General features: G+C 43.3%; 20 protein-coding genes and 1 pseudogene. 11 read left to right on the top strand and 10 right to left on the bottom strand.

Translation table 11 applies throughout. The features are described 5' to 3' along the window. Positions 1 to 212 (top strand): annotated as a pseudogene (locus tag CXF81_RS14365) (cytochrome C oxidase Cbb3); the annotation flags it as partial. A gap of 52 nt (positions 213 to 264) precedes the next feature. On the opposite strand, the gene CXF81_RS14370 reads toward CXF81_RS14365, so the two are convergent. Then, entirely contained in the window at positions 265 to 1,290 is a 1,026-nt protein-coding gene (locus CXF81_RS14370) for an AraC family transcriptional regulator (RefSeq protein ID WP_101182048.1), read from the bottom strand. Between the two features lie 144 nt (positions 1,291 to 1,434). Here CXF81_RS14370 and CXF81_RS14375 point away from each other — a divergent pair, with 144 nt between their 5' ends. Together CXF81_RS14375 and CXF81_RS14380 are read left to right on the top strand one after the other, a co-directional pair. Then, positions 1,435 to 3,849, top strand: coding sequence for a TonB-dependent receptor (locus CXF81_RS14375; RefSeq protein ID WP_198556411.1), 2,415 nt, complete (start codon positions 1,435 to 1,437; stop codon positions 3,847 to 3,849). Between the two features lie 32 nt (positions 3,850 to 3,881). Further along, positions 3,882 to 4,994, top strand: a complete 1,113-nt coding sequence (locus CXF81_RS14380) for a class II histone deacetylase (protein WP_101182050.1) — start codon at positions 3,882 to 3,884, stop codon at positions 4,992 to 4,994. A 135-nt stretch (positions 4,995 to 5,129) separates the two neighbouring features. Here the strand turns inward: CXF81_RS14380 and hutU are convergent, their stop codons facing one another. The 4 genes from hutU to hutI are packed head-to-tail and all read right to left on the bottom strand — an operon-like array spanning position 5,130 to position 10,343. Beyond that, entirely contained in the window at positions 5,130 to 6,797 is a 1,668-nt protein-coding gene (gene hutU / locus CXF81_RS14385) for a urocanate hydratase (RefSeq protein WP_101182051.1), read from the bottom strand. Further along, positions 6,794 to 7,600, bottom strand: coding sequence for an N-formylglutamate deformylase (hutG, locus tag CXF81_RS14390; protein WP_101182052.1), 807 nt, complete (start codon positions 7,598 to 7,600; stop codon positions 6,794 to 6,796). Before hutG ends, hutU begins: the two co-directional genes overlap by 4 nt. After that, positions 7,597 to 9,135 carry a histidine ammonia-lyase gene (gene hutH / locus CXF81_RS14395; RefSeq protein ID WP_101182053.1) on the bottom strand — a complete coding sequence of 513 codons (1,539 nt, stop codon included), beginning with the start codon at positions 9,133 to 9,135 and terminating at the stop codon, positions 7,597 to 7,599. The genes hutG and hutH overlap by 4 nt, the downstream gene beginning before the upstream one ends. Next, positions 9,132 to 10,343, bottom strand: a complete 1,212-nt coding sequence (gene hutI, locus CXF81_RS14400) for an imidazolonepropionase (protein WP_101182054.1) — start codon at positions 10,341 to 10,343, stop codon at positions 9,132 to 9,134. The genes hutH and hutI overlap by 4 nt, the downstream gene beginning before the upstream one ends. A gap of 68 nt (positions 10,344 to 10,411) precedes the next feature. Between hutI and CXF81_RS14405 the strand changes: the two genes are divergently transcribed. From CXF81_RS14405 to mnmH, 4 genes are all read left to right on the top strand, one after another. Next, a complete protein-coding gene (locus CXF81_RS14405; protein WP_101182055.1) occupies positions 10,412 to 11,782 on the top strand; it encodes a formimidoylglutamate deiminase in 1,371 nt (456 codons plus the stop codon). A gap of 14 nt (positions 11,783 to 11,796) precedes the next feature. After that, positions 11,797 to 12,489: a UTRA domain-containing protein gene (locus tag CXF81_RS14410; RefSeq protein ID WP_101182056.1), complete on the top strand. Its 693-nt coding sequence runs from the start codon at positions 11,797 to 11,799 to the stop codon at positions 12,487 to 12,489. 198 nt (positions 12,490 to 12,687) lie between these two features. After that, a complete protein-coding gene (selD, locus tag CXF81_RS14415) occupies positions 12,688 to 13,734 on the top strand; it encodes a selenide, water dikinase SelD (protein ID WP_101182057.1) in 1,047 nt (348 codons plus the stop codon). Next, a complete protein-coding gene (gene mnmH, locus CXF81_RS14420) occupies positions 13,731 to 14,843 on the top strand; it encodes a tRNA 2-selenouridine(34) synthase MnmH (RefSeq protein ID WP_101182058.1) in 1,113 nt (370 codons plus the stop codon). The genes selD and mnmH overlap by 4 nt, the downstream gene beginning before the upstream one ends. Before the next feature lie 47 nt (positions 14,844 to 14,890). Here mnmH and uvrD read toward each other — a convergent pair whose 3' ends face one another. Beyond that, complete coding sequence (gene uvrD, locus CXF81_RS14425; RefSeq protein ID WP_101182059.1) at positions 14,891 to 17,062, bottom strand: DNA helicase II; 2,172 nt, start codon at positions 17,060 to 17,062, stop codon at positions 14,891 to 14,893. Between the two features lie 76 nt (positions 17,063 to 17,138). Beyond that, the gene (locus CXF81_RS14430; protein WP_101182060.1) at positions 17,139 to 18,287 is read right to left on the bottom strand and encodes an alpha-hydroxy acid oxidase; all 1,149 of its coding nucleotides are present in this window, start codon (positions 18,285 to 18,287) and stop codon (positions 17,139 to 17,141) included. A 304-nt stretch (positions 18,288 to 18,591) separates the two neighbouring features. Between CXF81_RS14430 and cysE the strand changes: the two genes are divergently transcribed. The 4 genes from cysE to CXF81_RS14450 all read left to right on the top strand — a co-directional run bounded on the left by cysE (position 18,592) and on the right by CXF81_RS14450 (position 23,028). Then, entirely contained in the window at positions 18,592 to 19,410 is an 819-nt protein-coding gene (gene cysE / locus CXF81_RS14435) for a serine O-acetyltransferase (RefSeq protein WP_232771943.1), read from the top strand. 245 nt (positions 19,411 to 19,655) lie between these two features. Next, a complete protein-coding gene (locus tag CXF81_RS14440; protein ID WP_232771944.1) occupies positions 19,656 to 20,411 on the top strand; it encodes a hypothetical protein in 756 nt (251 codons plus the stop codon). Positions 20,412 to 20,764: 353 nt separating this feature from the next. Next, positions 20,765 to 21,331: a manganese efflux pump gene (locus CXF81_RS14445; protein WP_101182063.1), complete on the top strand. Its 567-nt coding sequence runs from the start codon at positions 20,765 to 20,767 to the stop codon at positions 21,329 to 21,331. Positions 21,332 to 21,528: 197 nt separating this feature from the next. Then, positions 21,529 to 23,028: an Hsp70 family protein gene (locus CXF81_RS14450; RefSeq protein WP_101182064.1), complete on the top strand. Its 1,500-nt coding sequence runs from the start codon at positions 21,529 to 21,531 to the stop codon at positions 23,026 to 23,028. Between the two features lie 31 nt (positions 23,029 to 23,059). Here the strand turns inward: CXF81_RS14450 and CXF81_RS14455 are convergent, their stop codons facing one another. Genes CXF81_RS14455 through CXF81_RS14465 form a run of 3 tightly spaced genes read right to left on the bottom strand, consistent with a single transcriptional unit; the run spans position 23,060 to position 26,779 of the window. Continuing rightward, positions 23,060 to 25,087: an NADPH-dependent 2,4-dienoyl-CoA reductase gene (locus tag CXF81_RS14455; RefSeq protein ID WP_101182333.1), complete on the bottom strand. Its 2,028-nt coding sequence runs from the start codon at positions 25,085 to 25,087 to the stop codon at positions 23,060 to 23,062. 58 nt (positions 25,088 to 25,145) lie between these two features. After that, positions 25,146 to 25,862, bottom strand: a complete 717-nt coding sequence (locus tag CXF81_RS14460; RefSeq protein ID WP_369828701.1) for an HAD-IA family hydrolase — start codon at positions 25,860 to 25,862, stop codon at positions 25,146 to 25,148. Then, positions 25,859 to 26,779 carry a tyrosine recombinase XerC gene (locus tag CXF81_RS14465; protein WP_101182065.1) on the bottom strand — a complete coding sequence of 307 codons (921 nt, stop codon included), beginning with the start codon at positions 26,777 to 26,779 and terminating at the stop codon, positions 25,859 to 25,861. The genes CXF81_RS14460 and CXF81_RS14465 overlap by 4 nt, the downstream gene beginning before the upstream one ends. Between the last annotated feature and the right edge of the window lie 9 nt (positions 26,780 to 26,788).

Here is a 26,788-nt window from a genome sequence, read left to right on the forward strand (position 1 = left end):
CGAAGCGTAGTAAAGAGTCTCAACTAGCGAAGCGTAGTAAAGAGTCTCAACTAGCGAAGCGTAATAAAGAGTCTCAACTAGCGAAGCTTTATACAGAGTATCAACAAGCAAAGCGTTATATAGAGTCTCGGCTAACGATGCTGAATTCTGAAGAACAGCAAAAATTGTTACAAATGTACGCCAACCCGCTTATCAGGCAACAGCAGCAGTAAAATGTACTTTGACACTATTTTCATACTTGCCTGCACCACTTAGCAAAAGTAGTTAATCTACATTTGAATTTTTCTTGCGAAAAACATCTGGCGTTTGGTCGCAGTATGATTTAAACGCTCGATTAAAGGAACTCGGTTCCGAATAACCTAGCTCATAAGCAATCTGGGAGATAGTCATATTGGTGTATTCGAGATAATAGCTAGCTCTTTGTAAAAAGACTTCACTCTTCAATTCTTTAAATGTAATTTCATGCTCAGACAATAATCTGCGTAGACTTCTTTCAGACATATTTAGAGCGCGAGCAATAGTAATAATACTGGGTATAGACGTTTTGTTTTGTATCAATATTTCTCTACTTACAATATCAATAATGTCACATCGTCCTGAACGATATGAATAATACTTATCGAGTGCAGTGCAAATCACTTCATGCAAAAGTTCATTGTGAGAATTCAGCTTTGTCTTGAGATATTGCAAATCAAAAAAAATATAGTTTTTATTAATAGAGTGTTCGAATTTTGTATCTCGTAAATCCACCTTTTGTTTAATATCAGCAGAGTTGAACTGATCCACTAGGCAAATTTTATTCACTTTCGGCATTGTTCTTGTTGCCCTTTGTAACGATAAGAGCAAAAGAAACACTAGAAAAAGACTAATTTGTGCCGTGTTAGTTCCTTCAGGAGACAATAGTTCAATCGACAAGCAGCCTTCATTATTTATAATAGTAAATTCGAGTGAAATCGCCGTATCTACATATTTGTCATACTTCAACAGTGTCTCTAATAAGCCCGTCGCATTTTTTGCTGAAAGCATAGCTAGGACTATCATGCTGCTCGAATCAAAGTGAAATCCTTGCGCTAGTTCAAGACCAAATAAGGGTTTGTCGAGTTTTTTAGAAACAATTTCAAACATCTTTGCAACATAGTCGATATTAATAGCCGGTGATAACTCTTGAACATTCTTATGGGGAAACTCTTCAATATCAAAGAACTCGCTTGGTTCGATTCCACGATCTAATAAGAAATCTTGTACATATGTTGCAAACTTAGGTGATAGATACGGAGTTTTAGGCTGCATAAAATTATTCCACTATTTTAAGTTAATGTTACTAGTGTGTCCGCAAATGTCAGTTTTTTACGATACCAGATCTGTTCTTATAGTATTAACAAAATTTAGCGTATATATAACAATATTTTAATATTAAGGACATTTATGAAGTTCATGCAAAAAAAAAAGTTAATGTTTAAACATAAATTTGTTGCTGTTTCAGTCGTCTTCGCTTGTTTTCCGATCTGCATAAATGCACAAGAAACAGAAGAAAAAGAAGAGTCACTAATAGAAGTCATTCAAGTAAATGCAAGGAAGAAAGTTGAAAGTATTCAAGATACACCATTAGCTGTCAGCGCATTCACAGGGGAAGGATTGCGTGATAGGGCCTTAGGTGATATTTCACAAATAGACCAAATAGTGCCAAATATGACGTTTGATTCAACGGCTCCTATTAGCGGCAGCAGCAATGCGGCATCTGTATTTATCAGGGGGATCGGACAGAGTGATTTTGCCTTAACTGCGGATCCAGGCGTGGGCATCTACTTGGATGGTGTCTATATTGCTCGATCGACAGGTTCGGTTTTTGATTCAATGGATATTGAAAGAATAGAAGTCGTGCGAGGCCCTCAAGGAACGTTGTTTGGAAAAAATACTATTGGGGGCGCTATTAGCGTTACTACAACTAAACCGGATGAAATATTTAGAGGCGGAATTGAAACAACAATTGGAAACTTTAACCACAGAAAATTAAGAGGCTTTGTAAATGTACCGATCTCTGAAAATTTGTTTACTCGATTATCTGTCTCGTCAAATGAAAAAGATGGCTATGCAGAACGCATTCTTACAGGACAATCACTTGGAGGCGAAGACAAATATGCGGCGCGCTTTACTGCTAGATGGTATGCAACAGACTCACTTACACTTGACTTCGCCACTGATTATAGTAGCGCCGACGAAGAATCACCAGCATCCTCTTTAGTTAACTTTACGCCTTCTAACGTTGGTGCAGCAAATACTAGTTTTGCCGGACTTGCTTACAATAATCTAGTCGGTGGCAATCCTTTAGCGGGTTCCACAAATCCTGCATTAGCAGCATTCGCACTATTACCTAGCTTGCCATTAGGCACACCTTTATACGATAGTCGCTTTTTGAGTGGCGACCTAACAAAGAGCAATGCAACGGGCCCCACAGGCTCTGAGTATGATATTTTTGGTTCTTCATTAACCGCTGAATGGGAAATTTCAGAAAACACCACGATTAAATCTATTACCGGATACCGCGAATTCGACACCGATTTTGCTCGAGATGCAGATGGATCTCCACTAAACCTATTGCATACCGAAAATAGCATGTCGCATGAGCAGTTTAGTCAAGAGCTACAGTTTTTTGGAAATGGATTTGAGGGCAAATTAGACTGGATTGCAGGATTGTTTTACATGGACGAAACTGGAAACGACGCAGTGACTGTTAGCTTCGCTCAAGAGACCTTTGACATATATGCAGCTAATAATATTGGCTGTGACTTGACGGGGATCGGTGGTCCAAATCTTACATCAGCGGGTATTTGCCCTAACATTTTTAGAATTGATCCCGTCGGTGAAGGTACGACAATAGATAACCAAAGTACCGCTGTATTTATCGAAGTTGACTATGCTCTTCATAAAGATTTGGATTTAACACTGGGATTACGAACCTCTCAAGACACAAAAGGGATCGACCTGACGGGCTATACTATAGGCGGTGGTCCTAGTATTGCTAATCCGGTTCAAGAAGAAAAGTTCACTAACACGTCAGGTCGGTTTATTTTGAGCTACACGTTGAACAAAGACCTATTAACCTACCTCTCCTATTCACAAGGATATAAAAGTGGCGGGTTTAATCCTCGCTATGGTTTGCCATTAGAATTTCCGACAGCATTCGAGCCCGAAGAAGTTGGTAGCTGGGAAGCGGGTGTAAAATCTGATTTCTGGGGAGGACGAGCACGAGTTAACGCCGCCGTATTTTCCGCTGATTATGATGATATTCAAGTTGTTGTTTTTGATGGCGGTATCCCCAGAACAATTAATGCTGCAAAGGGCAAAATAGATGGTTTAGAAATCGAGGTCGTAGTTGTACCAATTGATAACCTGAGTATCAATATCGACTATGGCTATCTTAATGCCAGGTATACACAGCTTGACTCAGCTGTTATCGGGTCGTTTGGTAATCCGATAGTCAATCCCATTAAAGAAGATGATTTATTTATCAATACCCCAAAAAACTCATTAAGTGCAGGTGTGCAATATGAAGTTGAACTTAGTAATCAAGCGACGTTGCGATTGCGTACTGACGTAAATTACAAAGACAAGGTTGCAAATGACGCCATTAACACACCTGAACTCATTCAAAAGGCATTAACATTAGTTAATCTGACAGCCAGTTATTCGCCTAATAATGCTGATTGGGGTATCTCGCTATATATCCGAAACGCAACTGACCAAGAGTACATAACCAGTGGGGTTGCAGACAAGCCAGGGTTTGGTTTGGTCGAGGTAAATGTTGCACGCCCGAGAGAGTTCGGTGCTGTTTTTAATTATACGTTTTAAACGTTTTACAATTAATCTTTAAGGATAATGTCATGTTAAAAACTGCACTAGTCTGGAATGAACGTTATATGTGGCACAATACGGGTAATGCGGCAGGGATAATGCCTGCAGGCTTCGATGTGCAGCCACTACAACATGTTGAAAACCCAGAAACTAAACGCCGAATAAAGAACTTGCTTGATGCAAGTAAGTTGACCAATAAGCTCCAATTAATTGAAGATCGCATGGCAAGTGATGCAGAAATATTAAAAGTACACACGCCCAGATATCTGAATCAATTGGTTGAGTTAAACAAAACAGGAGGAGACGCAGGACCTTTTACTCCTATGAGCGTGAACTCTCTTGATATTGCAAGACTAGCTGCCGGTGGCGTAATGGAACTGACGTCTGCGGTTGTTAAAAGACAAGTTAAAAATGGCTATGCATTAGTTCGACCGCCAGGTCATCATGCAGTTGCAGATGGAGGAATGGGATTTTGCTTATTAAACAATGCAGCGATATCAGCGCATCATGCTCTTGATAACCTCAATATGAAAAAAATCGCATTTGTAGATTGGGATGTTCATCATGGAAATGGTGCAGAATCAATTTTTTATGAAGATCCAAGAGTGTTGACAATATCAGTACATCAAGAGCGTTGCTTTCCACCAGACACCGGCGATAATCAAGATATAGGGTCAGGCGAGGGACGAGGTTTCAACTTAAATATTCCGTTACCCGCTGGAACTGGACTAGGTGGCTATCTTGCTTGTTTTGAACGTGTCGTGCTGCCAGCCCTGCATAAGTTCTCTCCTGATCTTATTATTGTACCTAGTGGTTTCGACGCCGGAATTTATGACCCACTAGGTCGCCAAATGATGACCAGCAGCGGCTATCGCCGTCTTACTCATATGCTATTAAAGGCGGCTGATGAATTGTGTGATGGTCGACTAGTAATGTGCCATGAAGGCGGGTACAACCCATCAACTGTGCCCTATCATGGATTGGCTGTGCTTGAGGCATTAAGTGGTGAAGATAGCGGTATTGCTGATCCTTTTACAGACATACATGATTCAATGATGGGGCATGAGCTAAATAGTCATCAAGATAGTTACATTCGTGCCGCAGAATTAGTGTTGGATGATATAGTGTCATTGTGGTCGTAGCTTGATTAACTGACGCTTGAACATCAGATGATTGGTTTACTCAAGCATTCAATGATGCACCAGAATGAATATCAAATATATTTACTCTGGTGCGTTAATTAACTATGAATTAAAATACATCTAATGCATATTTATCTATAATATGGCAGGCAGATTCAAGCCTTTGGCCTTTGCACAATCAATAGCATCTTCATAGCCAGCGTCCGCGTGACGCATAACGCCAGTGGCTGGGTCGTTCCACAATACTCGTTTGAGTCTTTTTGCCGCATCATCGGTGCCGTCAGCTAAAATCACCATGCCTGAATGTTGTGAAAATCCCATACCGACGCCGCCACCATGATGAATACTTACCCAAGTGGCGCCGGATGCTGTGTTCAACAGTGCGTTCAATAATGGCCAGTCAGACACGGCACTAGAACCATCTTTCATCGCTTCGGTCTCTCTGTTAGGGCTTGCCACAGAACCGCTATCTAGGTGATCACGGCCAATCACTACGGGCGCACTTAACTCACCGTTTTTAACCATTTCATTGAATGCCAAGCCCAAACGATGTCGCTCCCCCAATCCAACCCAGCAAATACGAGCGGGAAGGCCTTGGAATGCAATACGCTCCCTTGCCATGTCCAGCCATTGATGTAGGTGTTTATCATCGGGAAGTAGCTCTTTGACTTTTTGGTCTGTTTTGTAAATATCCTCAGGATCGCCCGACAGCGCAACCCACCTGAAGGGTCCGATACCGCGACAAAATAAAGGGCGAATATAAGCTGGTACGAAGCCAGGGAAATCAAAGGCATTTTTAAGGCCTTCTTGCAGAGCGACTTGGCGTATATTGTTGCCATAGTCGAGGGTGGGGATCCCTCTATTCCAAAAATCTAGCATTGCTCGTACTTGAATTTTCATCGAAGCACGTGCTGCCTTTTCTACTTCTTTAGGATTGGATACTCGTTTCTCTTTCCATTCAGCTAAGGACCAACCAATCGGTAAATAACCATTCAGCGGATCATGTGCAGAGGTCTGATCGGTTACGATGTCAGGATGAACGCCGCGTTTCACCAATTCTGGAAATATGTCAGCTGCGTTGCCACAAAGCCCTACGGTTTTGACTTCACCCGCTTTAGTCCAACGGGTAATCATTTCAAGCGCTTGATCCAATGAATCGGCTCGCTCATCGACGTAACCGGTGCGTAATCTAAAGTCGATGCTTTGTGGATCGCATTCCACTGCGAGGCAACAAGCACCCGCCATGGCAGCAGCGAGGGGTTGCGCGCCTCCCATGCCACCTAATCCTGCAGTGAGTATCCATTTTCCACTTAGATCGCCTGCATAGTGTTGTCGACCAGCTTCCACAAAGGTTTCATAAGTACCTTGCACTATGCCCTGACTGCCGATGTAGATCCAAGAGCCGGCAGTCATTTGACCGTACATCATGAGTCCTTTTTTATCGAGTTCATTAAAATGGTCCCAATTCGCCCAGTGCGGCACGATGTTGGAATTTGCTATAAGTACTCTGGGCGCATTCCGGTGAGTTTGGAAAACGCCTACCGGTTTACCTGATTGAACTAGGAGCGTTTCCTCTTCAGTTAAGGTCGTTAAGGTACTGGCGATTAAATCAAAATCCCTCCATGTTCTAGCAGCTTTGCCTATGCCACCATAAACCACTAATTCATCCGGGTTTTCCGCCACTTCGCGATCCAAATTATTGTGCAGCATTCGATATGGCGCTTCCGTCGCCCAACTAAGACAGGTTAATTTGGTGCCAGTAGGACTTTTAATATCTCTTGTTTTCTTAGTCACAGTGGTCATGGTTGGTCTCCCGTAAAAGTCATTGGCTTATGTTTGTTGATCGCGCTCAATATAAGGCGTAAAACTTTTCGAAGCGTATTTGCTTTGTCTGCTGCGTAGTTGAATGGAGGGGTTTCTGATCCCAGATAAGTGCATTGTGCCAGTTCCATTTGGAGGGCATAAATATGGTTTGCAGGACTGCCATAATGGCGTGTAGTCCAGCCTCCTTTGAAACGTCCATTCACAATATGACGGTAAGCTGGATAGTTGCAGCATATTTGCTCTATTGCCTTGGTTATTTGAACATCACAGCTTTTGCCAACGTTGTCACCAATATTGAGATCCGGTAACTTATGATCAAACAAATGTGTAATTTGAGAGCGAATTGAATGACAATCATAAACAAAGGCATAGCCATGTATCGTTTTTACCTTTTCAATCTCAGCGTATAAGGCCTCATGATAAACCTGATGAAAGTGTTTGAGACGAAACGCGATATCATCCTCAGATGGCGCAACATTCCATATGGGTTCATCATCGAATGTTGCTAGTGGCACCAATTTGGTGTTGTTTTCTCCCGGATAAAGACTGCCACCTTCAGGATCTCTATTAGCATCAATCACGTATCTGCTAAAATTTGCTCTGACGATAGTGACGTTATCCAATAGTCCTTCATATAGCCTAGGGATATGCCAATCAGTATCTAGGAGCTGTCGTCCAACGGTATTTAAGTTTTCCCAAATCGCTTCAGGTACATAAGTGCCTGAGTGTGGTTGCGCTAATATAATCGGGCCCCGGCCTTGTATCACCGTAACTGGGTTCATGCGTTAATCTCAATAGGGGTAAAGCCCTCGTTGATACGACAAAACTGAGTGTTACCATTAAATAGAGCGGCAAGCTGCTCGATATCTGCGCTAACCATTCGGTCATCGTTCAGAGCAGGGCAATGTTCACGAATTTCTTTGATAATTTTTTGCAGCTTACTGCTGGTTTTTAATGGGCTACGTAATTCAATACCTTGAGCTGCGGCCATCGCCTCTATACCCAAAATAGCGGCTAAGTTTTCATTCATCTCTAGCAAACGGCGAGCAGCATGGCAGGCCATTGACACATGATCTTCTTGATTCGCAGACGTTGGTGTTGAGTCAATCGAGCGCGGGTTGGCGAGTGACTTGTTTTCACTCATGAGCGCTGCAGATGTTACCTCTGCAATCATCAAACCAGACTTTAACCCGGGCTCAGGAGTTAAGAATGCAGGCAATCCAAAACTCAATGCTGGATCGACAAGGAGCGCTATTCGACGTTGAGCAATGCAGCCCACTTCTGAAATAACAATGGCGGTTTGGTCTGCTGCCAATGCTACTGGTTCCGCATGAAAATTGCCGCCAGAAACGATACTGCCATCAGACAGTACCAATGGATTATCAGTTGCCGCGTTAGCTTCTATTTGCAGTATTTTGCCTACATGCCTTAATTGATCAAGGCATGCGCCAATGACTTGGGGTGCGCATCTTAAGCAATACGGGTCTTGCACTCTTTCGTCACCGGTCTGGTGACTCTTTGTAATTTCTGAAGCATGCAGTAATTCACGTAGTCTACGAGCACTTTGTATTTGACCTAGATGCCCTCGTAATTGGTGTATTTCATCGTGAAACGGGGCACTTGAACCCATCGCCGCGTCTATCGACAAGGCACTTGTGGTCAATGAGATTAGGCTTAACTTCCATGCAGAAAACAAGCCCACTAGGGCCAGGGCGGTTGATACTTGTGTTCCATTTATCAGCGCTAATCCTTCCTTAGCTTGCAGCTCGATGGGCTCAATCCCAACTTTTCGCATCGCCTCTAATGCTGGCACTTTTAGCCCTTTATAAAATACATCGCCTTCACCAATAAGTGCTGCTGACATGTGTGCAAGCGGAGCTAAATCACCTGATGCGCCCACTGAACCTTTAGCCGGTATCACAGGAATAATATCGCGGTTGGCCAGTTGTTGTAGCTGATGAATAACTATTGGTCTAACACCGGAGGCCCCTCGTCCCAAGGATAGACATTTCAACGCCATGATCAGGCGAACCACATTGTTGGGTAAAGGTTCACCAAAACCGGCGCAATGTGAGCGCACTAAGTTTGTTTGTAGGCTGACTAATTTGTCTTGATCGATCCTAACTGACGCGAGTTTACCAAAACCGGTATTCACGCCGTATATTGTTTGCTTGCTCTGAATGCTATTTAACAGCCTTTGTGAACTCAGTTTAACTGCACTAAATGCACTTTCTTCAAGTTCAAAAGGGGCGTTGTTTAAATACAGCTGTTCTAGTTCGTGAAGTGCTGTTTTGCCGGGACTCAGTACAATTTTCATGCTTCCACCATCTGCGAAATACGTTTATAAAGAACACAACCGCCAAGCCAATATGACAGTTCTGCAGGATGGTCAATGTTCCATACCGCGAGTTCGGCGACCACACCCGGTGCGATGACACCGAATTGCTTGGATAGGTTTAGGGCTTTGGCTGCGCTGCGCGTAACCCCCGTTAATGCCTCTTCGGGTGTCATTAAAAACTCGGTACAGGCCATATTCATGGCTGTTATTATCGAAGATAGTGGCGAACTGCCGGGGTTGCAATCAGTCGCGATCGCAATATCAACATCGTGTTTACGTAGTTGCTGTATAGGCGGTAGTTTGGTTTCCCGAAGCGTATAAAAAGCACCAGGAAGCAATACCGCAACGGCGCCTGAACTGGCGAATTCAGCAACATCTGTTGCGGCCAAGTGTTCCAAATGATCAGCCGAAAGCCCGTTATATCGAGCGGCCAACAATGCGCCTTTTTGATCGGATAATTGCTCTGCGTGAAGTTTCACGGGTATGTTAAGCGATTTGGCTATTTTGAATAATCGTTCAATCTGCTGCGCCGAAAACGCGATTTCCTCACAAAACCCATCCACGGCATCAATGAGACCTTCCTTAACACCTCGTTGCAGACCAGGAATGGCTATTTGGTCTATATATTCATCTGCGCGCAAGCGATATTCAGGGGGTATTGCATGGGCAGCTAACCATGTCGTGACGATCTTAACAGGACGTAAGGTTGCCAGCGTTCTTGCGATCCTTAGCATACGAAGTTCATCTTCAATGGTTAGTCCATATCCCGATTTAATCTCGACAACGGCGACACCTTCACCAATAAGACAGTCTAATCTGCGCAAAGATTGCGTTACCAATTGTTCGTCAGTTGCATTTCTAGTGGCAAGCACGGTTGAAACAATACCACCGCCGTTAAGCGCAATTTCTTGGTAACTTGCGCCACCCAGCCGATCTGCAAACTCCAAGGCACGTGAGCCAGCAAAAACAAGGTGAGTGTGGCAATCGATAAGTGCAGGAGTAACTACTCGGCCACCTAAGTCTTCGCTCTTCATATGCACAAAACGTGCGGGGAGATCGGCTGTCTTACCTACCCAAGCAATGCGCTTATTTTGCACCACAAAAGTGGCATCTGAGATCAAGCCATACGGCTTGTCGCCTTTTATCATGGTGGCCACAGAGCTGCCAGTATAAATCATGTCTTGCATCGGGCACCTTGTTAAATTACGGTTAACTGATATTATGTATGCACATAATATATTTGAGGTAAATAATAATGACAACCACTATTTTTGCAAAACAAGCCCTTACGTCTGCGGGTTGGCTGAAAAACGTAGTGGTTGCACTAGGTGCAGACCAGCGTATCAAGAATATTACTCAAGGGCTGTCATTTGCAGATCACCACGTTGGCATCCTCTTACCTGCATTGTCCAATGTGCACAGTCACAGTTTTCAGCGAGCTATGGGCGGGTTAGCAGAGAAGCGAGGGGCTAAATCTCACGATGATTTTTGGACATGGCGAAAGGTCATGTATCGTTTCTTAGAGATCTTGTCGCCTGATGATATCGAAGCAATTGCAGCCCAAGTGCAAATGGACATGATTAAATCGGGTTACGCTGCGTCAGCGGAATTTCATTACCTTCATCATGCACAAAATGGTCAACAATATGCGCAAATTGAAGAGTTGTCTTTACGTCATTTTAGTGCGGCATTACGAACTGGAATTGGCTATACTCATCTCCCTGTGCTTTATATGCAAGGTGGTTTGGACGGCAGAAAGTTACAAGCAGGGCAATTGCGATTTGGCTGCAATATCGACCAATTCGAATCTCTGTATTCAGTTCTTTCTACAAATATGAAGCTACTCCCAAAAGATGCCGTTCTAGGTGTTGCCCCTCATTCATTGCGTGCCGTAACCTTAGATGGTCTGCAGCAGTCCAAAGTAATAGCTCCCAGTGGTCCAATACATATCCATGCCGCAGAACAAGTGGCTGAAGTAAAAGAAGTGAACAAGGTCCTTGGGGCCCCGCCAATTCGTTGGTTGCTGGACAATATGTCAGTAGATGATCGATGGTGCTTGATTCATGCTACCCATATGAAGCATCATGAAATTAAGGACTTGGCATTGTCTGGCGCAGTGGCTGGATTGTGTCCCATCACAGAAGCCAATTTAGGTGATGGTGTATTTAATGCGGATTCTTTTTTGCAACACGGAGGCGCCTTTGGAATAGGCTCTGACTCAAATGTAAAAATAGCGTTGAGTGAAGAGCTGCGGATGCTTGAGGTGTCACAACGCTTACGAGATAAAAAACGTGTGGTACTTTGCGACGAAAGCACGCCATCAAATGGACGATATTTATATGAAGGAGCGGCACGAGGCGGTGCCAAGGCGATTGGACGTGATTCTGGGCGCATAGAAATTGGCGCGTTAGCCGACCTTGTGGCGCTCGATGATCAATGCAGTTCGCTCGTGGCACTTGAAGGAGATACGGTTTTGGATGCATGGATATTTACTTGCAATGACGACGTCGTAACAGATGTCTGGTCTGCTGGTCGCCACGTACTTAAGAACAAAGAGCATCAGCATGAAGAAAAAATAGCTAATCGTTTTCTAATGACAATCAAAAAGTTAAGGCAAGCACTATAAATGTATCAGGTATTATGATAAAAAAATCACATCATACGGTTCGTCAATCAATACAACAAAGAATAGAAACCGGAGAGTGGCCATTGGGTGCACTTATACCAGGAGAAATAGTACTCGCAGCTGAATATGGCTGTGCACGAACGACGATAAATCGCGCGTTACAGGCATTAGCCGATGCGGGGATGTTAATTAGAAAGCGCAAAGGCGGCACGCGCGTTTGCAGCATGCCGGTTCGCCTTGCTAAATTTGCCATTCCTATTGTGAGGGAGCAAGTTGAAGCGACGGGTTGTCAGTATAAGCATCAAGTTGTTGTCAATATCCTTAAAGTCCCAGAGAAAGAGATAGCAGCGGGCTTAAATTTGGCGTCTGGTGAAAAGGCAAATTACTTGGAAACGCTGCACTTTGCGAATGGTAAGCCATTTGCGTTTGAACAGAGATGGGTAAATTTAAAGGCCGTGCCTACTATTTTGACGGCACCGTTACATGAAATTAGTGCTAATGAGTGGCTAGTCAAAACGGTGCCTTTCTCAAGTGGTGATGTGGTTTTTTATGCGACCAATGCAGAGCAAAGAATTGCAGATGCAATTGAAACCACATTAGGTACCGCCATATTTGTCTCAGATCGCACAACATGGTTCAAAGAAGAGTTTATCACCAAAGTGAAACTGTATTATCAGGCCGGTTTTCAGCTATATACTCAGCTGTAATCTGCTAATGACTTTGCTCATCTGCGACCGAGGCGCTAATGCTAAGCCGTCGCATAACTGAACATGTGGACTAACTTCTTTACACTTGTTATTAAACACTAAAAAGCATTAAGTCAGTGTGAATATTATAAGCAAAACTCATGATTTCAACGGGTAAACAAAGTACCCTGTGGTATCGATTATTAACAACTGTAGCTTATGACATCTAAAATACGCTTAACTCAATTTAGTCACGGTGCTGGGTGTGGCTGTAAAATCGCTCCGAACCTGCTGGAACAATTCCTTAAAACTGACTTTGTTGCTGAGCCCGACCCCAACTTGCTGGTGGGCAATACTACTAAAGACGATGCCGCAGTATATGACCTTGGTGATGGTAGTGGCATCATTAGCACCACCGACTTTTTTATGCCAATCGTTGATGACCCCTTTGAATTTGGTCGGGTTGCTGCCACTAACGCCATTAGTGATGTATATGCTATGGGTGGTACCCCAATGATGGCGATTGCAATACTCGGCTGGCCTACAAAAACCCTTAGCCCAGAGATCGCACAGCAAGTAATCGATGGCGGTCGGCATACGTGCAGGGAAGCAGGCATTATATTGGCAGGCGGTCATTCAATCGACTCACCGGAGCCCATTTTTGGTCTTGCAGTTACCGGGCGTGTAAAACTAACTAATCTAAAGAAGAACTGTTCAGCCAAAGCGGGCGACCAGTTGTTTTTAACTAAGCCGCTGGGTGTTGGTATTCTAACCACAGCCGAGAAACAAAGTAAGCTAAAACCCGAGCATAGCCGCCTAGCAGTTGACAGCATGATGCGCTTAAATACCGTTGGTATGCAGCTTGGTAGCCTCGAAGGAGTGAACGCAATGACCGACGTCACTGGGTTTGGCTTACTCGGACATTTACTTGAAATATGCCAGGGCAGCAACCTCAAAGCCACTATTGATAGCACGGCTGTGCCATTACTTGATGAGTCTGTGCATCATTATATTAAAGAGGGGTGCGTGTCTGGTGGTAGTTTGCGAAATTGGGAAAGTATTAGTCAGCATGTTTGTGGCGTTGATCCTCAACAACAAGCACTGCTGTGCGATCCACAAACCAGCGGTGGCTTGTTAGTGGCCATCTCTGCTGAGTCAGTTGATGCGGCTAAAGTCATGCTCAGCGCAGCTGGCTGTTATTACCAAGCGATTGGCTATCTAGAGACTGCCGTTGGGGAACAATATTCGATTGAGGTGACCGCTTGAACAAAACTGAGCCAACAACCACTAACGACTACCGAGAACTGCTGTTGCAACAGACGCCAATGATTGACGTGCGCGCCCCGGTGGAATATGCAAAAGGTGCCTTACCTTCAGCTATTAACTTGCCCTTCATTAACGATGAAGAACGCCACCTTATTGGTATTTGCTATAAAGAAAAAGGCCAGCAAGCGGCGATCAACTTAGGCCACGAAATGGTCAACGGTGATACTAAAAAGAGCAGAGTGCAGGCTTGGCAGCAGTTTTTAGAGCAACATCCAAATGCAGTTTTGTATTGTGCTCGCGGTGGTTTGCGCTCTCAACTTAGCCAGCAATGGTTAGCCGATGCCGGTATTAAGTGTCCGCGTATAGAAGGCGGCTATAAATCGCTGCGTACATTTGTACTGCAGTATTTAGGCGACGCTTGTGCTATCCAAAACTTTACTTTGTTGTCAGGTATGACCGGTACGGGTAAAACCGATATTATCAAAACCCTGAATAACAGCATCGACCTAGAAGGTCATGCTAACCATAAAGGGTCTAGCTTTGGTCGAGCACTGACCGAACAGCCTACGCAGATTGATTTTGAGAATCACCTCACCTCAGCCTTACTCGGCGTACGCGAAAAACATCCCGGCCAGCGAATTATCTTAGAGGACGAAAGCCGCAACATTGGCATTCGTCATCTCCCAGACGTGGTCAATCTGGCCATGGCGGCAAGTGATATGGTCGTTATCGACTTACCCATTGAAGAACGTATCGACAAGCTTTGGCAAGAATATGTGGTAGAGCGTTATGCAGAGACCATCGCGTATTATCAAGGTCATCATGAAATCAGCGGTGAACTGGCCTTTTCAGACTACCTTATAGATAGCCTATTGAGAGTAAAAAAGCGCCTTGGCGGCCAGCGTACCACAGAAATATTAGCGTTAATGGAAGCCGCGATTGAATGCCAACACAGCGATGATTTCCGCAGTCATCGACATTGGCTTAGGGCCATTACCGAAGATTACTACGACCCCATGTATTTGTATCAGTTGAATAAACGCAAAGACCGCGTGGTGTTCAGAGGCGATCAGCAAAGTGTCGTTGAATGGTTGCAAGAGAACAGCTAAGACCTTGATTAAAAAATAGGTTGAATCGCGGTTTGGCTGTTTTGTGGTTATCCTATTTTAGTCAATTTGGCGTATGCAAGCATCAAAATTTTTGTACCCAAAGAATCGAAGTTAACATGTACTCTTGCATGCTCCCCCGAGCCTTCATAATTTAGTACCGTGCCCTCGCCAAATTTTTTGTGTTCAACGCGCTCACCGAGTTTAAAACCGCTGTCTTGAAATGCAGCGTGCGAGGTTGCGCCACTAAAACGGTTTTGCATCGGCTGTTTTATTTGCGTTCTAAGCCTGATTTCTTCTATGAAGTCACCGGGTATCTCACGAATAAAGCGCGAGGGAGTATGATACTTGTCTTGGCCATATAAACGTCGGGTTTCAGCATAGGTAATAAGCAGTTTTTGCATGGCTCTGGTCATACCCACGTAACAGAGACGGCGTTCTTCTTCTATTTTACCAGGCTCGTCGTTACTCATCTGACTTGGGAACATGCCTTCTTCAACACCCGCTAATGTCACAAATGAAAACTCGAGACCTTTTGCGGAATGAATGGTCATCATTTGCACCGAATCCTGATTAGCATCTGCTTGAGCGTCACCTGCTTCGAGTGATGCATGTGCTAAAAATGCAGATAAGGGGCTCATTTCCTGAGCTTCCTCGGGTGCTTCATACTGCTTACAGGCGGTAACTAATTCTTCTAAGTTTTCCACTCGAGCTTTTGCTTTTTCGCCCTTTTCAGCTTGATACATAGCGTATAAACCAGAATGTTTAATAACGTGATCAGCCTTCTTTTCAAGTGCTAAGTCTTTCACTTCCTGTGTCATTTGTAGGATCATCTCTACAAATCCTTTAAGTGCGCTAGCTGCGCGACCTGAAAGCATATTCTGTGCGAGCATTTTACTACTTGCTTGCCACATGGAAATATCATTTTCTCGTGCAAATACACGTAAGTTAGACAGTGTTTTATCACCCATTCCACGAGTAGGAGTATTGACCACACGCTCAAATGCTGCATCATCAATGGGTTGACTAATTAAGCGCAAATAACCCAAGGCATCTTTAATTTCTTGACGTTCGAAGAAGCGTAAACCGCCGTAAATGCGATAGGCTAGGCCCTCGTGCAAGAGTGCTTCCTCTAGAACACGAGATTGCGCATTGTTGCGATATAAAATAGCGCAGTCAGAAAGTGCAGCGCCTTGCTCATAATAGGTCTTAATTTGCGAAACAATAAAGCGTGCTTCGTCCAGATCATTAAACCCAGCGTAGAGTGCTATTTTTTCACCTTCAGAGTCTTCAGTCCACAATTTCTTACCTAAGCGGCCTGGGTTGTGTCCAATTACGGCATTCGCAGCATCTAAAATATTCGAGGTTGAACGGTAATTTTGTTCGAGTTTTATGGTGTTAGCTGTGGGGTAGTCTCGCAAAAAATGGGAAATATTTTGTACGTTTGCGCCGCGCCAACCATAGATTGATTGATCGTCATCGCCCACAATCATCATGTTATTGTTTTCACAAGAAAGCAACTTTAGCCACGCATACTGAATATTGTTAGTGTCCTGAAACTCATCAACCAGTACCGCTCTGAAGCGCTTCTGATAATGCTGTAAAACCTGTGGATTGTTGGCCCACAGTTCGTGAGCTCTTAATAATAATTCAGCAAAATCAATTAAGCCTGCGCGCTGGCAAGTTTGCTCATACGCAGTGTAAATTTCTTTCATCTTTTGTTGCGTATGATCGCCATGGGTTTCGATGTGCCTAGAGCGCAAACCTTCATCTTTGTTGCCGTTTATATACCACTGAATTTGTTTGGCAGGCCAGTGTTTTTCATCTAAGTTCATCGACTTCAATAAACGTTTAATTAAACGGAATTGATCGTCTGAATCGAGTATTTGGAAGTTTTCAGGTAAACCAGCTTCTTCATGATGCGATCGCAATAGGCGGTGAGCTAAGCCATGGAAGGTACCAATCCACATACTATTTAAAGGCTGGCTCATTAAACGTTCAACGCGTCCACGCATTTCACGCGCCGCTTTGTTGGTAAATGTCACTGCTAAAATGCTGTAGGGCGCAACTGACTCAACTTCCATTAGCCATGCTATACGATGCACTAAGACTCTGGTTTTTCCGCTTCCAGCGCCCGCGAGTATCAACATGTCTCGTGCTGGCGCAGCAACCGCTTCACGTTGCTTGTCGTTAAGATCTTCGAGTAGTCGAGTTACATCCATTAAAATTCTTTTTTATTTTGCGTCGAATGGGTCAAGTATAGCAATAAAGCTGTGCGTTTATACAGTCTTTACGTGTTTAATCACGAAATCTCAGGTTTTGATAACTTAACTGACTAATGGCGGTTTTACCCATCAATTTCATTCCTCGTTCAAGCTCAGCATGCATCAAACCCAAAGCCCTTTCGACGCCTGGTTGTCCAGCTGCTGCCAATGGATAAAGATACATGCGACCAATACCCACCGCTTTTGCACCTAATGACAAGGCTTTCAGCACATGTGTGCCGCGCTGCACACCACTGTCAAATAGTACGTCAATTTCGTCGCCGACTTCATCCATGATTTCTTTGAGTTGGTCAAACGAACTTCGTGAGCCATCAAGTTGTCTGCCGCCATGATTCGAAATAACAATACCGGTGCAACCAATTTCAATAGCGCGCCTCGCATCTTCTTTACTCATAATTCCTTTTAAACAAAACTCACCGTCCCATTCCTTCACCATGGCCTCTACATCTTTCCAATTCATAGAGGGGTCGAGCATATCGCTAAAATAGCCCGCAATAGATGTTGCGCCTTTGCTCATATCCACATGGTCTTGCAATTGTGGCAACTTAAACGATTCATGAGTGACATAATTAATGCCCCACATAGGCTTAATAGCAAATTGCAACATACCGCTTAAGGTGAGTTTGAAGGGAATAGAAAAGCCAGTGCGAAGATCACGTTCACGATTACCGCCAGTGATAGAGTCAACAGTTAGCATCATCACTTTTACATTCGCCGCCTTGGCTCGCTGCATCATAACTGAATTGAGTTCGCGGTCTTTATGAAAGTAAAATTGATAAACTTGCGGGCTATCAATTTGTTGCGCTATTTCTTCAATGCTGACAGTACCAAGCGAGCTGACCCCAAACATAGTGCCATATTTTTCAGCGGCAGCGGCGACCGCACGCTCGCCTTTATGATGGAACAAACGCTGCAGCGCTGTAGGAGAGCAATAAACGGGCATAGCCAGTTTTTGACCCATGACGATGACGGATAAATCAATGTCTTTGACGCCAGCCAAGACATTAGGGATTAAATCACAAGTATCAAAAGCGCTTGTATTGCGTCTATAGGTGATTTCGTCGTCAGCTCCGCCATCAATATAGTTGAAGATAGGGCTGGGCAAACGTTTTTTCGCCAGTATACGAAAATCATGAAAATTATGGCAGTGCTTCAAACGCATTCTTCTCTCCTTAAAAGATGACAGCTATGCGTAATAATAAATAGCGACTATTTGGCTTAACTGACAAAAGCACAATACGACTTTGGGATAGGGTTGATGTAACATACGTTCGGCTTTTAGCATATCGAGTTAAACCGATGTCGTTCCTAAATTGCTTTTTTTAACAATAGACAACAGTGCAATGCTATGCAAGCTAGCTTGTTTCACCTACACTCACGATTGTTTCTTATTTCAACTTACAAATGCGTAAAGCGAATGAACTTGTTTAACCAAATAGTAGCAATACCATTTCATGGAAAAAATTATGCCGAATAGTAGAGTTCATAGCAGCGATGAATTTTGGAAAATCCTACAGCAAGAAGCGAAACAAGTTGCTGAAAAAGAGCCAATGCTGACGTCTTATATTCATGCCTGTTTAATTAACCATCATACCTTTGAATCGTCACTCAGTTTTATTCTGTCAAATAAGTTGTCAGACGATGTGATGCCAGCTCTTGTGCTACGAGAAATATTTGAAGCCGCTTATTCTCTTAACCCAGTTATGGTTGACTCTGCGATTATCGATATTCAAGCTGCTGTCAGTCGGGACCCAGCGGTCACCTCATTTTTGACAGTATTAATTCATTTTAAGGGGTTTCAAGCGTTGCAAATTCATCGTCTAGCTAACTATTTGTGGCATAACGGGCGCAACGATTTGTCGCTGTTTATTCAAAGTCGGAATTCAATGGCGTCCGGCGTTGACATACATCCGGCGGCAACAATTGGCAAAGGTGTCATGCTTGATCACGCAACCGGTATTGTTATTGGTGAAACGACGGTAATTGAAGATAACGTTTCTATTCTGCAAAACGTCACACTTGGCGGTACCGGCAACGAGAAAGGCGATCGCCATCCAAAAATTCGCCAAGGTGTGATGATCGGCTCAGGTGCTAAGATTTTGGGAAATATTGAAATTGGTGAAGGCTCAAAAGTGGGTGCGGGAAGTGTCGTGTTGAGTAATGTCCCCCCTTGTGTAACTGTTGTCGGCGTGCCCGCTAAAATTGTTGGCAAGCCTGATTGCAATATGCCTTGTGATTCAATGAAGCAAAATGTGCTTGAAGATGAGCGCACGTTAACTTTTTAATGTAAATTGACAACAAATACGATGGATGGACTCCTTCCGTTGGTAATAACAGTATGACCGATACTCGGGCTAAAAAAGACCTGCATTAATCTGCCATACTGTTACCCAATCATATCCAATTCTTTGGACGCCCCCCTTGCTACATGACATACACAAAGATACAGTAAACCTACGCCAATCAAACAACGCGCCATCGAACTATGAACCGCTTCAACTATCTATGTTTTATTCTTGTCTTATTTTGCATGAAGCCGCCACTAGCATTTGCAAAAGATATTCCTGAGCTACAGGCAGCGCAGCTGCAATCCATCGGTGAAAAAATTTATCAAAATGAAACCGGCAGCAATCCTGAGCATTTAATAGCCTGGAACAATGGCGAAGCATTTGCGAGTTTAGGCTTAGGTCACTTTATTTGGTTTCCAAAAGATATAAAGAGCCCGTTCACCGAAACATTTCCAAGCTTATTGCAGTATTTACAGGCTCAAAACGTCGCTATTCCGGCTTGGTTGCAACAACAGCAATATTGTCCTTGGCAAACTAAGCAAGACTTTATGGGTGCCAAAAATAGTAATGAAATGCAAGAACTTAGAAGCTTATTAGCGTCTACGTTTGAACATCAGGTTGCCTTTATACATCAACGCATGCGCCAATCTTTGCCACTGATGCTTGCTGAAGTTGATAATCCAGAAACCCAAGGTTTGGTCAAAACACGATTTCATGCGCTCGCCGCCACGGAATTAGGTATGTATTCCTTAGTTGATTACGTTAACTTTAAGGGTGAAGGTATCGCCCTTACCGAAAGGTACAACAACCAAGGGTGGGGTTTATTACAGGTATTACTCAACATGCAACTCGATACACAAAACCAGCACCTTGCGTTTACTCAAGCATGCGATGCCATGCTCACGCGGCGTGTAAAAAACTCCCCGCAAAAACAAGTCGAACAAAACTGGCTATTAGGCTGGCGCAAACGCTGCAGTACCTATAGCAATATTGGTTAATTCAAGTTATACGACTTATCAATGATGTCGTTAAGCATTAATGTCTCGTGTGAGGACTAATGGTCGCTCTTAACTTGGCTTTGGTTGCTGCTGCCGTTTTTTTGTGGCTGTTTAGGTGATAACTGGGGGCTGTTTAGCATTGGACTGCTCGCTGTATTTGTTTTCATCACCTACCCAGCTTGGCGGCATGTGAAGACACTAGAGAAGGAAGCCCCAAAAACAGAGGGAACCGACCCGCTCTCCAAACGATAAGATTTTGCTGGCTAATGAAGCTGTATGGCATTCCATTCCATGGTTTTTATCAGTATCATTGACTTTTTATAGTGCTATTATCAGGTTATGTCGGATCTACCATGTTGGAAGTAATTTTATTATCAGTAGCGTTAAGTATGGATGTTTTCGCAGTATCGATTGGCATAGGTGTAAACCAAAGTGGCAAATCGCAACCTGCACTGAAAGGTGAAAGTCGCTCTTTGGGTGCTTTTACAATCGCAATTTACTTTGCTGTTTGTCATGCCGTATTACCACTTTTGGGTTATTTAGGTGGCGTGACTCTTTTTGCATGGTTCGAAAGTCTATCCCAATGGATTGGTTTTAGTATCTTATTGTCTTTAGGACTAAAATCTATTTATAATTCATTTCAAAACACTGCCGATGAAGCTCCACCTTCATTGACTCACAACGCTTTGTTAATGCTTGCTTTGGCGACCAGTATTGATGCTTTTGCCACAGGCTTTACCTTAGCATTGATGTCTTTATCTCCCTATCTATCGTGCCTAATCATTGGACTAACTACCTTATTATTTAGCTTATTTGGTTTCTTTTTGGGAGGTAAAAGTCACCAAAAATTCACATTTAAAGCGGAGTTTTTCGGCGGCATTATATTAATTATCATAGCATTCAAAATTTTATTGTTTTAATATTCTGAGTCTTCGATTTCTTTAAATCCACTAATTTTTGCGCCAATACAAACACTTCACTGAGCATTAAGAACATGAAATACACCAGCACGCAGATTTTCAGAGGTTTAAAGTCTTATAATGTAAATCAACTAGTGAATTGCATATATTTTTACTCTACAATCCGCGGTCTCTTTTTTTAATCACTCAGGACCAAGATGGCAGCAATAGGCATAGATTACGGTACATCGAATTCAGAGGTAGTTTATTTTGATGGTACAAAACATCATTTCATTAAGCTCGATCCTAATGTTGAACAATCGAATAAAATTCGCTCTTCAGTTTTTGTATATTACAACGATGATCTGCCGCGCCCGCCAGTGTCTGCTATTGAGGCTAAAGTTGCGCAAATTCAGCGTGCGATCAATGATCAGCTAGAAAAAACTAAAAATAGCTATTACGAAGCACAAGATCCTCGAGAGCAGCGCGTTTTTAGCGAAAAAATTGATGACCTACGAGCGCAATACCACAACAGGCCAGCATTGCAGCGCCAAGCTATTCAACTGCTTCTTAAATATATGACCGTGCAAGACTTGTCTCTGAATCAACTGGTTGAAACAGGGGAGTTTGCGTTTGGTGAAGAAGGATTTAAGCGTTATTTAAAAACGCCAGACAAGGGCCGCTTAATTTATTCACCGAAAAACTTTTTAGGCGCGCATTTAGTGCCCGGTCAGAAAGCCGCTTTTGTGGGCATGATTGCTAAACAATTGGCTTTTTTCCGTCAAAGTGCAGAACAACAACTAAATCAGACTGTGGATACTGCGGTAATTGGCCGCCCGGTAAGGTTTCATGGTACCAGAGGCGAAGAAGGTAATAGTCAAGCATTAGAAATAATGGCTGATGCTGCTAAAGAGGCCGGCTTCACACATGTTGAATTTCTCGAGGAGCCTATTGCGGCTGCTTATAAAATTGAACCCAATTTAGCCAAGCCTACCAATGTGCTTGTGGTTGATATTGGCGGTGGTACGACCGATATTTGTTGCATTAAGTTATCCCCAGAAAAACGTAGTAACCTTAATCGTCAGCAAGATGTGCTGTCGGTAACTGGCGCCCGCATAGGTGGAATGGAATGTGATAAAAATCTAATAGTGAAGTCAATTGCACCAACAATGGGCCAGGGACTGAAGATGCTAAGTGGATTGCCGGTGCCACCCACGTATTTTTCAGATATGTGTGCGGTAGACGATATTCCAAGGCTTAATCACTTCTTTTCAGATGAATATGGTTTGGACATTACCCAAACCATGTCAATTATAAAAGAATCTAAATTGTTAGGTCGGTTGCTTACAGTACAAGAAGAAAAACTTTCGGCCCGTTTAGTTAACTCATCTCGTCTAGCAAAAGAGATGCTTTCATCTAAAACAGAAATCACTTTACCATTGCATTATATTGAGGCCGATTACGACGTAGACTTGTCGGTGGAGGACTTAAATCGGTCTATGAAATCATGGTTAAGCCGGGTCAAACGTTTGGTTGTTGAATGCTTAGAAAACAGCAGTGAAGCACCGGAAATGCTTTTCATCACCGGTGGTATGAGTTTATCGCCAATTGTGAGGAAACAGCTAACACAAGAGATGCTGCCTAATTTGCCAGTAATCGAAGGTGATGCCTTTAACTCTGTTTGTGAAGGCTTGGCCATTCAAGCTGCTAGGCTTTAGTGACACAAGGTTTAGCGGCTACACCACATTGTTAAATTTCAGCAGCGAGTTCAGCCGCTTGCCGAATAGCTCGTTTGGCATCGAGTTCTGAAGCGACATCAGCGCCGCCGATAATATGCACCTGCATACCGGCTTCTTGTAGACTCGATTGCAGTTCTCGCAATGGCTCTTGGCCAGCGCAAACAATAATGTGGTCAACATCCAACACTCTGGGCTTGTCATTGATGATAATATGTAACCCTTGGTCATCAATTTTTTCATAGCTAACGCCATTCATCATTTGCACTTTGTGGTTAATCAGTGAATGGCGATGTATCCAGCCAGAGGTCTTACCTAGTCCTTTACCGACTTTTGTACTTTTTCGTTGTAACAGATACACCTGCCTTGGTGGTTCATGTAGCTGCTTCTCAACCAGCGCACCAGGTGTTTTAAATGCTTTGTCAATGCCCCAATGAGCTAGCCACTTATCTAAATTAGTGGTTAGATTTTCTTGTTCTACCAAGTATTCTGAGACATCAAAACCAATACCTCCTGCACCAATAACAGCGACCTTTGCGCCAACGTGTTTATGATCTCGCAACACATCAATGTAACTCATGACCTTAGGATGATCGCTTCCTGGAATGGTTAAAAGACGGGGCTTTATGCCGGTGGCCATTACAACCTCTTTAAAACCTTGTTGTGCAAGGAGGTTTGCGTCAACACGAGTATCTAAATGCAGTTTAACGCCAGTCACTTGTATGCGTTTATTGTAGTATCTTAAAGTTTCGTGGAATTCTTCTTTGCCTGGCACTTGTTTCGCGTAGTTAAATTGCCCACCTATTTCATTCGCTTGTTCAAATAAATGCACTTCATGTCCTCGCGCCGCGGCATAAGTCGCAAAGGCTAAACCTGCTGGACCTGCGCCCACAACTGCGATTTTTTTGGGAGCGGCGACTGATTTGAAAATGAGTTCGGTTTCATAACAGGCTTGAGGATTAACTAAGCAACTTGCGCGCTTTTGCTCAAAAGCATGATCCAGACAAGCTTGGTTACAGGCAATACAGGTATTTATTTGGTCGGATTCGTTGCGCATAGCTTTGGCCACAAAATCGGGGTCAGCCAAAAATGGTCGGGCCATGGAAACCATATCTGCATGACCTTGAGCTAATACTGATTCAGCAATCTCAGGAGTATTAATCCGGTTAGTTGTAATGAGCGGCAAGCTAACCTCGGCTTTCATGCGCTGTGTTATCCATGTGAAAGCCGCCCGCGGCACCGATGTTGTTATCGTAGGTACTCTAGCTTCATGCCATCCAATCCCTGTGTTTATGAGTGTAGCACCGGCTTTTTCTATTGCTTTGGCAAGATATACGATCTCGTCCCAAAGTGCACCTCCTTCAACTAAATCCAACATCGACAAGCGATAAATAATGATGAACTCTGCACCTACTACTTCGCGCGTTTGTTTAACTACTTCAATTGCAAGACGAGCTCTATTTTCTAAACTACCACCAAATTCGTCATCTCGATGATTGGTGCGTTCGCAAAAAAATTGATTAATTAAATATCCTTCTGAACCCATAATCTCGACACCGTCATAACCAGCACTTTTTGCATAGTTTGCACAACTTACGTAATCTTTAATCGTACTTCGTACGCCCCGGGTAGAGAGTGCTCTTGGTTTAAATGGTGTAATTGGTGATTTTATCCCTGAAGCAGAAACGGCTAATGGATGATATCCATAGCGTCCGGAATGTAAAATTTGCATACAGATTTTACCCCCTTCTTTGTGCACAGCATCAGTAATTACGCGATGCTTCTTAGCGTGCCGCGAACTTGTCATACGTCCAGCAAATGGGGCTACCCAACCAGCAATATTAGGCGCTATTCCGCCGGTGACAATAAGGGCAACACCGCCTCTTGCACGCTCAGCATAGAAGGCTGCGAGCTTATTAAAGCCACCTTTTTCTTCTTCTAATCCTAAATGCATTGAGCCCATCAATGTGCGGTTTTTTAGCGTAGTGAAGCCTAAATCTAAAGGTTCGAGCAAATGTGGGTAGGGCGAATTTGTGGTCATAATATTTGTCATAGGGATGCCTGCAATCGAAGTTAACTAAAAATAAGGTTGTTGTCGATTAAATAAATGTCAAGAGCTCGTCAAGCTGATGAATTTCAACGTTAGGTAAAACTTGAACAGGCTCCTTTTCAATTTCCATTGGTCGGTCGCAGGCGTGCCAAGCTGCAGAAAAACCGGCATTTGTTGCTCCCCAAACGTCCTTTTCTAAATTATCACCGACATGTAGGATGCTGCCACGCGGTATCTTTAAATAATTTGCAGCTTCATCAAACATATGAGGGTGCGGCTTCATCGGACTTTGACGACTGGCTTTTAATATTTGTTGAAAATAGCCGTGTATTCCAATTTGTTGAGTATTTACATTACCATTAGTAATCGCAATTAATGGTATGCGCTCAGCGAGTTTGCTCAGCAATTGGCATTGTGCTTCACCTACTTGAAAGTTGCTGCGTTCAAAGTAAAACCAATCAAAGCAAGTTCGTACCGCTGCGGATAGCAGGCTACCGCGGTAACCTGACTCTACCAGTCCTTTTGTTAAGACAATGCGGCGCAAGTCGCCCATATCTGAAAATAACTCAGGATCATCACGCAATGCTTGATTTTTATACTGTTGCCAATCATCTCGACTGAGGTGAGATGAATCTGGGTACTCTTTGGCAATGAAATTTAATAAGCCTTTCTCTGCTTCGATAATATACGGCCAATTGTCGTATAAGGTGTCATCTAAATCGAACGTCATTGCACTAATTGTGGGTGTGGGTTTGTAAATTATCACTTCTTCTTTGCCCTTGGGTGCGCTTGGTCATAAATTTGAGCAAGATGCTGAAAATTAAGATGAGTGTAGATTTGGGTAGTTGATAAGTTAGCATGCCCGAGTAATTCTTGAACTCCACGTAAATCATTACTCGACTCTAATACGTGAGTCGCGAATGAATGGCGCAATGTGTGTGGACTAATTTGTTGATAAAGTGTTTGTTGTTTAGCCCAATGGTCCAGTCTATTTTGTACTTGCCGGTTTGAAATTCGAGTTTTACGTTTAGATAAAAAGAGGGCTTTTTGGTCCGATGAAGGTAACAGTTTATCGCGTTCACTAAGCCATAGTTCGAGCGCAATTTTAGCCTGACGGCCCAGCGGTAGGCGCCGTTCTTTGTTACCTTTACCGATAACTTTAACTTCATCACCGGCTAACAAATCACACAAGTCCAGGCCCGTTAATTCGGATAAACGTATACCACAGCCATACAGTAGTTCAAACATGGCTTTATCTCGAATACCCAAAAATTCAGTTGTATCAAAGGAAAGTAAACTACTCATTTCATCTACATTCAATTGTTTAGGTAATGGCTTTGATTGTTTTAAGGCTTGAATTACAGCAACGGGATTATTACTTAGGTATTCCTTTGTGACCATAAATTCACAAAAATTTCGTAACACACTAAGTCGTAGATTGATGGTGCGAGTGGATAACTTAGCCTTGCTGCAGCGCATCAACATCATTTTTATATGATCCGACGAAAGCTCGGTCCAATTGTTGATGTTAAGATCGTTCAGCGCACTGAGTATTTGGCGCTGATAATTTTTACATGTGAGTTCGGATAACTGACGTTCAACACGAATATGGTGAATAAAGTCGATAATCCAAGAGCCTATTTGAGGAGGCACTTTTTGCGTTACAGATAAGTCATCCAACAAAACTAGCCT

This window comes from Glaciecola sp. 33A (assembly GCF_002836745.1).
Classification (GTDB): domain Bacteria; phylum Pseudomonadota; class Gammaproteobacteria; order Enterobacterales; family Alteromonadaceae; genus Glaciecola.

What these genes read in the sequence shown, in the direction of transcription:
- CXF81_RS14370 (WP_101182048.1), bottom strand. Translation starts at nt 1,290, where the DNA reads ATGCAGCCTAAAACTCCGTATCTATCACCTAAGTTTGCAACATATGTA.
- CXF81_RS14375 (WP_198556411.1), top strand. Translation starts at nt 1,435, where the DNA reads ATGCAAAAAAAAAAGTTAATGTTTAAACATAAATTTGTTGCTGTTTCA.
- CXF81_RS14380 (WP_101182050.1), top strand. Translation starts at nt 3,882, where the DNA reads ATGTTAAAAACTGCACTAGTCTGGAATGAACGTTATATGTGGCACAAT.
- hutU (WP_101182051.1), bottom strand. Translation starts at nt 6,797, where the DNA reads ATGACCACTGTGACTAAGAAAACAAGAGATATTAAAAGTCCTACTGGC.
- hutG (WP_101182052.1), bottom strand. Translation starts at nt 7,600, where the DNA reads ATGAACCCAGTTACGGTGATACAAGGCCGGGGCCCGATTATATTAGCG.
- hutH (WP_101182053.1), bottom strand. Translation starts at nt 9,135, where the DNA reads ATGAAAATTGTACTGAGTCCCGGCAAAACAGCACTTCACGAACTAGAA.
- hutI (WP_101182054.1), bottom strand. Translation starts at nt 10,343, where the DNA reads ATGCAAGACATGATTTATACTGGCAGCTCTGTGGCCACCATGATAAAA.
- CXF81_RS14405 (WP_101182055.1), top strand. Translation starts at nt 10,412, where the DNA reads ATGACAACCACTATTTTTGCAAAACAAGCCCTTACGTCTGCGGGTTGG.
- CXF81_RS14410 (WP_101182056.1), top strand. Translation starts at nt 11,797, where the DNA reads ATGATAAAAAAATCACATCATACGGTTCGTCAATCAATACAACAAAGA.
- selD (WP_101182057.1), top strand. Translation starts at nt 12,688, where the DNA reads ATGACATCTAAAATACGCTTAACTCAATTTAGTCACGGTGCTGGGTGT.
- uvrD (WP_101182059.1), bottom strand. Translation starts at nt 17,062, where the DNA reads ATGGATGTAACTCGACTACTCGAAGATCTTAACGACAAGCAACGTGAA.
- CXF81_RS14430 (WP_101182060.1), bottom strand. Translation starts at nt 18,287, where the DNA reads ATGCGTTTGAAGCACTGCCATAATTTTCATGATTTTCGTATACTGGCG.
- cysE (WP_232771943.1), top strand. Translation starts at nt 18,592, where the DNA reads ATGCCGAATAGTAGAGTTCATAGCAGCGATGAATTTTGGAAAATCCTA.
- CXF81_RS14440 (WP_232771944.1), top strand. Translation starts at nt 19,656, where the DNA reads ATGAAGCCGCCACTAGCATTTGCAAAAGATATTCCTGAGCTACAGGCA.
- CXF81_RS14445 (WP_101182063.1), top strand. Translation starts at nt 20,765, where the DNA reads ATGTTGGAAGTAATTTTATTATCAGTAGCGTTAAGTATGGATGTTTTC.
- CXF81_RS14450 (WP_101182064.1), top strand. Translation starts at nt 21,529, where the DNA reads ATGGCAGCAATAGGCATAGATTACGGTACATCGAATTCAGAGGTAGTT.
- CXF81_RS14455 (WP_101182333.1), bottom strand. Translation starts at nt 25,087, where the DNA reads ATGACCACAAATTCGCCCTACCCACATTTGCTCGAACCTTTAGATTTA.